The following is an 8,190-nucleotide window of genomic DNA, read 5'->3' on the forward strand; positions in this document are numbered from 1 at the left end:
ACCCCTAAATTTATCCAAAATATTTGTTAGTTAGTCACACAATAAAATTCATTAATGTGAGGAAGGACGCTATGCAAACACCAAAAAATATAATCCAAAAAATTTGGGAAAAGCATGTTGTACATCAAGAAGAAGGAAAGCCGGATTTATTATATATTGATTTACACCTTGTTCACGAAGTAACCTCTCCTCAGGCATTTGAGGGCTTGCGAATGAACGGGCGCAAGGTGCGACGACCGGACCTTACTTTCGCAACGATGGATCATAATGTTCCAACTCGCCAACGTCTTGTAATCAATGACCCTATTTCAAAAAAACAAATCGATACACTGCAAGAGAATTGTCAGGAATTCGGGATAACTCTCGCTGATATTCATCATCCGGATAATGGGATTGTCCATGTAATTGGTCCTGAACTTGGTCTTACACAGCCTGGTAAAACGATCGTTTGCGGTGATAGTCATACCTCTACACATGGTGCATTTGGTGCACTTGCTTTTGGAATTGGTACAAGTGAGGTCGAGCATGTTCTTGCAACACAAACACTTTGGCAAGCACCGCCTAAAACGTTAAATGTAAAAGTAAACGGTAAGCTGGGTACTGGCGTAACTGCTAAAGACTTAATTCTTGCCATCATCGGTAAATTCGGTGTCCAATTTGGAACGGGTTATGTGATGGAATACACAGGGGAAGCTATCCGCTCTCTCTCCATGGAAGAGCGCATGACCGTTTGTAATATGTCCATTGAAGCGGGTGCTAGAGCCGGGCTTATTACTCCTGATGAAACCACTTTTGAATACTTAAGAGGAAGACGGCATGTCCCTCAAGGGGAAGCGTTTGAAGAAGCAGTTGCACAATGGAAGGCTCTTGCTACGGATGAAGGTGCTGCTTATGATCAGGTTGTTGAAATTGAAGCAGCCGAAGTTGAACCACAGGTAACGTGGGGAACAAATCCGGGAATGTGTATTCCAATTACTGCCAATGTGCCAAACCCTGATGAAACTGAGAAGACAAGCGAAAAGGACGAGATTAACCGTGCGCTTGAATACATGGGCCTTGAAGCAGGTCAGCCTATTTCAAGTGTAAAAATTGACCATGTTTTCATCGGTTCTTGCACTAATTCGCGCATAAGCGACTTACGAAGTGCAGCTGAGGTTATACGGGGCTTAAAGGTCAGCCCATCTGTTACCGCCATCGTCGTTCCAGGTTCATTTAGTGTTAAGCTTGCGGCAGAAAAAGAAGGACTTGATAAAGTCTTTACAGATGCAGGCTTTGAATGGCGCGAAGCAGGCTGCAGTATGTGCTTGGCGATGAATGATGATATTGTTCCACCTGGGGAACGCTGCGCCTCTACTTCTAACCGAAATTTTGAAGGGCGTCAAGGTAACGGGGCCAGAACCCACCTTGTCAGTCCTGAAATGGCAGCCGCTGCCGCTGTTGCAGGCCACTTCGTTGATGTCCGACAATTCTCTGCAGCACAGGAGGTTAGATAATATATGGAACCGTTAAAAATACATCAAGGCCTTGTTTATCCATTAAACCGGTCAAACGTTGATACTGACCAAATTATCCCTAAGCAGTTTTTAAAGCGGATTGAACGCAGCGGCTTTGGACAATTCCTGTTTTATCATTGGCGTTTTGATGACAATGGAAATCTTCGACCTGATTTTTCTTTGAATGATCCAAAATATAATGGTGCATCAATTTTGGTTGCCGGTGAAAACTTTGGCTGCGGCTCCTCACGTGAGCACGCTCCATGGGCTGTTCAAGATTTTGGCTTTAAAATTGTCATTGCCCCAAGTTATGCAGATATTTTTAAAAACAATTGTGTAAAAAATGGGATTCTCCCTATCCAGGTTAGTGACGAACAAGTTCAGTACATTATTAAAAAAGCTGAATCCGAGGAATACCAATTAACCGTAGACCTTGAGAATCAAGTGGTTTATGATAACGAAGGCTTTAAGGTTACATTCGAAATTGCCCCGTATCCTAAAGTCATGCTGCTGAATGGCTGGGATGAAATTGGTGTTACCTTGACATATGAGGATAAAATTTCACAATACGAACTAAGTAAATAATAAAAAATGAGCTTGGATACCCAGGCTCATTTTTTTATTATTTATTTAGAAAAAGCATGGGTGTTACAACTCGTTTAATATATTTTTATTCTCAGATTCTTCGTTAAAGGTTAAAGCCTCATCCACCGGCTCGTAGGATTTACCATAAAAGTGGTGATCTTTATAGGTGTGAATTGTATCATATGTTTGTTTAATTGCTTCAAAAATCATTTCTTCGGATTCATTATTTGGTGCCCAATAGAGAATTTCCATCCTATTTACCTCATTAGTCGCCAATGATTTCCTCTCATATCCAATGGACACGGCGTGCTCGAATTTTTCTCGTTTATAAAAATGGAGACGTTTTTCAGTATCGCTATCCTCATAATTCACTGGCTCCACTTCAAGGATAATTGGCTTTCTTTTTTGTTTTAACTTTTCCAATAGTTTATGGCCTAGTCCCTCACCACGGGCATTTTTTGAAACAAATAAATAATCAATAAATACAAACTTATCTAGTTCTGCATACATTAAAACATGATTCGGTCCCTCATCCTTATGATAGATGTTTGATCGCTCTTTCAGTAAGGTTTCCATATGTGCTCTTGATTTCATTTCTTCAACAGGAAAATACTGATTCAACTTTTCATACCAATGCATGGACACACTCCTTAAAAACCAGGTAATTGATCCAGATTATTTTCTTTAATTCCGTCTGGCTCACTGCGGATGATGTCACGACCATATTTGTGATAGACATCCACATGAGCGATCTTGCCAGCTTTCGCCTCATTCAAAGCCGTGATATAATCCAACTCGCGTCCAGCGCTTGTTTTAAAAGCGATAATATCTCCATCATCGTTCTTCCTGACGGACACGAATACTTCTTTGCCATCTGGATTACTATCACCTGCTTCAATTTGGGCTTGCTGCTGACTCTCCTGCTTGTATTCTTCATAAATTTGTTCAAAATCTTTTTTTTCCATGGATTCCACCTCCGAACATTTGTTAGTATTTTTCTTTTTTTGTTAATTATCCCCGCCAGACACCTCATTTACGTTTTTCATAATTAAAAACATGAGATAAATGACAACGAGCAAAAAAAAGCTTGTAGACAAGTCAAATTCTGTCCACAAGCTAATCGTTCCTTTTGTTAAAACTTCTGTGGGAACTGTTTGATGATTCCATCTGATAAGACGTCAGCAATTTTTATTAGGTGAATTTCCCCTTCATCAAACGCACGAATGTCTCCGTTCCAATCCTTTTTCAATCTTGCAAGTACACTATTTGTAACCATCCTTAAGTGCGCATGTAACAACTGCTTCAATGTATTCTTTTTCCAATTTGGATTTGCACTGCTGAGGAATGCTGCAATATCATCCGCATTTTTGTACCATGCAGTATTATATTTTTTCAAATCAGCTTGGTTTTTGGTTTTGGCAGCTTCGAGGACCTTTCCGGCAAGCAGAATGTGTTCTCGTAACAATTGGGCAAGCTTGGTGCCTGCTGCTTCACCGTAAAAAGGTTTGATTGCATTTCCGATTTCATCTTGGTTTTTCAAAAGTCTAGCCAAAACCATTTGTTGGTCTTTAAGGTTTGCTTCTGCGCTAACAATATAACGGCTCGTCCAAATACCATGCTCGATCCAAAGTCTTCTGAAGTTAAACTTTAGTTGGTGAGCAGACTCGCTCATGGTCTGCTTCTGGCTAACTGGTGGTGGGGGCGGGGTTGCCTTCACGCTAATGGCGGGTAGAATTAGGGCGATAGACAATAGCAATACGGTAAATTTTTTAGTTAATATTTTCAAATGATAATCTCCTTCTAGTAATGTTAATTAAAAAAGATTTTTCCTCAAAAATGAAAATTTTATTTATCGCCGAATAATGACATAATAATTTTAATTAGAATGTCCTTTGGAGTGAGAAACGATTGCTTTATTTAGAGAAAAACCATGATCCAAGAAAGAATGCTGCAATTCTAGCCCAATTTACAAACCAATTGGACCTAAAAAAGGCCATTCAAGAAACCGAGCAGCTTTTCAATCGAACTCGAGGGAATGAAGCCTCTCCTCGTCAGAAGGAAATTCGACATCTAACCGGATCACTTCCTCAAAAAATGACAGCAGCTTTGTTTCGCCTCTTATCGACGACCGCAACTTCTGATGATCAAGTAAAGGTTAAACTAGATCCTGAAGGAAATGTGATTCCGGAATGGAATGGCATGTTGGATGAAGAATACTTGAATCTACATAAGAATATGGTGAAAGAGGTCCATGTTGAAGATTTTGGAGCAATTGGCGATGGGAAGACGGATAACACCCTTGCATTTAAAAAAGCGATTGGCAACGGCAAAGTGAAAGTGATTGTACCAGCTGGGGTATTTATAACAAAGGGAATCCAACTGCCCTCATGGACCATGTTGGTTGGTGCAGGAAAAGGCGTGACGACGATTAAACTTCATGATGTTGCCGATAAAGGTACTCGGCTCATTACTAACAAGAATCACTGGAAAGGGAATCATCATCTTTACGTCGGCTCCCTAAGTTTGGACTGGAATGTCGAAAGGCTTGGCAACGTGGCGAAAACAAGTACTTGGGGCAATCACTCAAGTTGCTTAACGTATGCAAATGTCACTTATGGCTGGATAAGGGATGTTGAAGGGATTAACCCAGGACTGCATTGCTTTGATGTTACATCAACTCTGTACAATTATGCGGGTGACGGCTTTCGTGCCCGCAATGGCAGTAAGTATGTCTGGCTCGATAACTTGAATGGCTATGGATTCGGTGATGATGGTATCACCACCCATCACAGTGATTATGTCTTCATCTCCCGCTGCCATCTGTGTGACCCAAGCGGTCGTGCCCACAAGAAAGGCTTTTCTAACTCTAACGGGATTGAGATCGATGATGGTTCGAGGAATGTGTTGCTTGTAAATAATTCTTCTGCCCGATGCTTTGGCGGGGTGGAAATAAAAGCGCACGAAAATTCTTCAGCCGCTTCAAACGTACAAATTATCGGACATATTTCGGTCCACGATAACCGCTCGTTTAATTTCCGGCATATTGGACATCACAAAAGCACGGAGACTGAATCTCAAACTGCCTACAATATTAGAGCTACTAATCTTGTATCCATCGCGCCGATTTTTACTGAGTTATATAAAGGCTCAACGCCGCGCGGAATGGTTGTCTCAGCTTATAAAAATGTAGTCATTAACCATTTTACTTTGGTTGGTGACCCCGATTATGACTACAAAGGCCACCCGGTAATTGCCGTTCAGTATCGGGCAAGAAATGTGATATTAAAATATATATCTGTTAAAGATTTTAAAAAAGCGGGGAGCGATATTAAAGTATTCGGTGGCGAAAATCGAGCGGATTCTATTCAAATTGATGATGTGATGAGTCAAAATTCCGCGCCTAAAGCGATCGAGGTCGGATCAGGGGTCAAAGATATAACCATTGAAAATGCAGAAAGCGTCGACAATTATTTGTGACGCTTTTCTTCTTTTTCTACTGTTATGTCATCGACTAGTTTTTCGGCCACTTTCCGATATAAATTACTCATATGAACGAGAGAAGAAATCATTAATACCTGCTCAAGATACGGCGAGTTTCCTTTTTCATCCTCGGTGATTTCTTCTCTAACATCCTTTACTCTTTTCTCAATGTCTACTTTGAAATCCTCAACATTTTGGCGTGTTAAATTCAGATAACTCGTATAAAAAGAATCTAACTCCATCTCCTCTTTGATAATTTTTTGATTGATCCCTTGAAGGGTAACTTTAATATCATTAATGGATAAGGCCCCTTTTAGCTGGTAAATTAAGCTCATGAGGATCAGGTGTTCTTTTGAATATTTTTTATTATGGATTGGAAAAATGAGCTTTCCTTTTGCATAGTTATTGATCATGGTTTTGGTGAGGACTTTGTCTTCATCATTCCGTTTGGTATCCGTGAATTTATTTTCAAATAATTGAATCACCTGGTCCATATATAAATCGATCTGTGGTATCTCATCTAAAGCTAAGCTGGCTTCTAAGCCGAGTTGCTCAATAATTTGATTGATATTTTCCATTCATTTATCTCCGATCATGGTCTTTATTTTTTTATTATACCTAAAGATATATGCATTGACTAGATGTTGATATATCGTTATTATAATAAGTAGTTATCAAAACTACATGATGTGCTGGGAGGCATATAAAATGAATAATTACATTCGCGAACCTATCAACGGACTAACCCATTTAGCTGGAGCAGTTTTAGCCTTCGTCGGGCTCCTTGCGATGGTTATCAAAGCGGCTGCGACGACAAGTTCACCGTCTGCAATTACCGCGGTCATTATTTTCGGCGTTAGTATGATTCTGCTTTACTCGGCATCGGCCACCTATCATATGGTAATTGCTCGCGATAAAGTCATTGCCTTTTTACGACGGCTGGATCATTCAATGATCTTCATTTTAATCGCAGGTACGTATACTCCTTTTTGCTTTATCAGTTTGAACGGAAAAATAGGTGCGATTCTATTTTCAATTATTGCAGGAATTGCAATTAGCGGGGTTGTTTTTAAAATGGTCTGGTTTAATTGCCCTCGCTGGATTTCTACCTCCTTGTATCTAGCGATGGGTTGGATGATTGTGTTTGTATTCTCGCCGCTAACTGGAAGCTTAAACCCGATTGGTTTATTTTTGCTTATCCTCGGGGGTATTTTTTATACGATCGGCGGGGTGATCTACGGTGCCAAACCTAAGTTCTTGCAGTCAAAATACATGGGCTTCCATGAGATTTTCCATATTTTCATTTTGCTAGGAAGTCTGGCGCATTTTTTAACCGTGTTCCTATATGTCATTTAATTTTTGGTGCATTTGAAACGCCTTCTTTTGATGGCGTTTTTTGTTTTTTGCAATAAACTTTTTAAAAATAGCGCAAAATAATACTAGGACTATTAATAAAGCACCACAAAAAGATAGAGGTGTTCATGTTGTTTCGATTGATTTCTCAACTGATTGTGATTGGGCTTTGTTCGATGTTATTTGGATTTGCCTTTAATACGTTTCTTATTCCACATAAACTAACTTCCGGTGGTATAACAGGCATCGCCTTTTTTATTCACCATTTTTTACATATCAATACTGGCTGGATTATTTTGCTGATCAATATTCCCCTATTTTTAGTAGGACTAAAATATTTAGGAAAAAAATTCATTTTGCTCACTGGTTATGCCGTAATTGTTTTATCATTCAGTATGAAATTTATTCCGATTTATCCAATTAGCAATGATATTCTTCTTTCTTCCATCATTGGAGGGGCCCTTTATGGAATTGCGGTTGGAATTATCATTCGGATTGGAGGCTCGACTGGCGGAACGGATATTGTTAGTCTCACTCTTGCGAAAAAAAGGAACTTACAGGTTGGCTTTTTAAATATTTGTATGAATTTTTTAGTGGTGGGGATTTCCGGGCTGATTTTTGGATGGGGCATCACACTTTATACGATTATCGCCATTTATGTGTCTGGTCGTGCCGTTGATATGGTATACACTAATCAGAATAAATTAACCCTAACGATTGTGACGGATAAGTATGAAGAGCTTACGGATGCACTCATTCATTTGCATGCACGAGGGGTCACGGTAACGGATGCAGAAGGGGCATTCACCCATAAGCCCAAAAAGGTGTTAACCACGGTGATTACCAAATACGAATTAAATGAAACAAAACACACGATTAGAACGGTGGATCAGAAGGCTTTTGTGAACATCATGCAAACGATGGAGGTAATGGGGCGCTTCCGAAGGGATTAAAGAGGGGCTGATGCACATGGAGATTAAGATTTTTCGGTTGAAGGGATTAGTCGTATCCACTAGTTACCTCTGGGCTGATTTTTTAGCCTTCATGGGCATCATACGCGACCTATGGTTACCATTGGACCGATTCTTCATCCTTCACGGGCATCATACGAGTCGTATGATTACCGTTGAACCGATTTTCCACCCTTCACGGGCATCATACGCGACCTATGGTTACCATTGGACCGATTTTCCACCCTTCATGGGCATCATACGCGACCTATGGTTACCATTGGACCGATTTTCCACCCTTCATGGGCATCATACGCGACCTATGGTTA

9 protein-coding genes are annotated in these 8,190 nt (G+C 40.2%); 5 read left to right on the top strand and 4 right to left on the bottom strand.

Features of this window, described 5'->3' with window-relative positions; all coding sequences use genetic code 11:
- Positions 1 to 71 precede the first annotated feature (71 nt).
- Together leuC and leuD are read left to right on the top strand one after the other, a co-directional pair.
- Positions 72 to 1,493, top strand: coding sequence for a 3-isopropylmalate dehydratase large subunit (gene leuC, locus AB7942_RS03680; RefSeq protein WP_369445834.1), 1,422 nt, complete (start codon positions 72 to 74; stop codon positions 1,491 to 1,493).
- Positions 1,494 to 1,496: 3 nt separating this feature from the next.
- Positions 1,497 to 2,078, top strand: a complete 582-nt coding sequence (leuD, locus tag AB7942_RS03685) for a 3-isopropylmalate dehydratase small subunit (RefSeq protein ID WP_168242127.1) — start codon at positions 1,497 to 1,499, stop codon at positions 2,076 to 2,078.
- 63 nt (positions 2,079 to 2,141) lie between these two features.
- Here leuD and AB7942_RS03690 read toward each other — a convergent pair whose 3' ends face one another.
- The 3 genes from AB7942_RS03690 to AB7942_RS03700 form a co-directional block, all read right to left on the bottom strand.
- Complete coding sequence (locus AB7942_RS03690; RefSeq protein WP_369445835.1) at positions 2,142 to 2,717, bottom strand: GNAT family N-acetyltransferase; 576 nt, start codon at positions 2,715 to 2,717, stop codon at positions 2,142 to 2,144.
- 11 nt (positions 2,718 to 2,728) lie between these two features.
- Positions 2,729 to 3,043 (bottom strand): DUF3892 domain-containing protein, encoded by a 315-nt coding sequence (locus AB7942_RS03695; RefSeq protein WP_369445836.1) that lies wholly within the window; start codon positions 3,041 to 3,043, stop codon positions 2,729 to 2,731.
- A gap of 167 nt (positions 3,044 to 3,210) precedes the next feature.
- Entirely contained in the window at positions 3,211 to 3,858 is a 648-nt protein-coding gene (locus tag AB7942_RS03700; protein WP_483310838.1) for a glycosyltransferase, read from the bottom strand.
- Positions 3,859 to 3,986: 128 nt separating this feature from the next.
- Here AB7942_RS03700 and AB7942_RS03705 point away from each other — a divergent pair, with 128 nt between their 5' ends.
- The gene (locus tag AB7942_RS03705) at positions 3,987 to 5,555 is read left to right on the top strand and encodes a glycosyl hydrolase family 28-related protein (protein ID WP_369445838.1); all 1,569 of its coding nucleotides are present in this window, start codon (positions 3,987 to 3,989) and stop codon (positions 5,553 to 5,555) included.
- Here the strand turns inward: AB7942_RS03705 and AB7942_RS03710 are convergent.
- On the bottom strand, positions 5,546 to 6,136 hold the full coding sequence (locus tag AB7942_RS03710) for a DUF1836 domain-containing protein (RefSeq protein ID WP_369445839.1): 591 nt from the start codon (positions 6,134 to 6,136) through the stop codon (positions 5,546 to 5,548). The two genes, AB7942_RS03705 and AB7942_RS03710, sit on opposite strands and share 10 nt — an antisense overlap.
- A gap of 130 nt (positions 6,137 to 6,266) precedes the next feature.
- Between AB7942_RS03710 and trhA the strand changes: the two genes are divergently transcribed.
- Both trhA and AB7942_RS03720 read left to right on the top strand, forming a co-directional pair.
- Positions 6,267 to 6,914 (top strand): PAQR family membrane homeostasis protein TrhA, encoded by a 648-nt coding sequence (gene trhA, locus AB7942_RS03715; RefSeq protein ID WP_088085698.1) that lies wholly within the window; start codon positions 6,267 to 6,269, stop codon positions 6,912 to 6,914.
- Positions 6,915 to 7,039: 125 nt separating this feature from the next.
- The gene (locus AB7942_RS03720) at positions 7,040 to 7,864 is read left to right on the top strand and encodes a YitT family protein (RefSeq protein WP_369445840.1); all 825 of its coding nucleotides are present in this window, start codon (positions 7,040 to 7,042) and stop codon (positions 7,862 to 7,864) included.
- Positions 7,865 to 8,190: the final 326 nt, after the last annotated feature.

The sequence above is a fragment of the Neobacillus sp. BF23-41 genome (assembly GCF_041106275.1).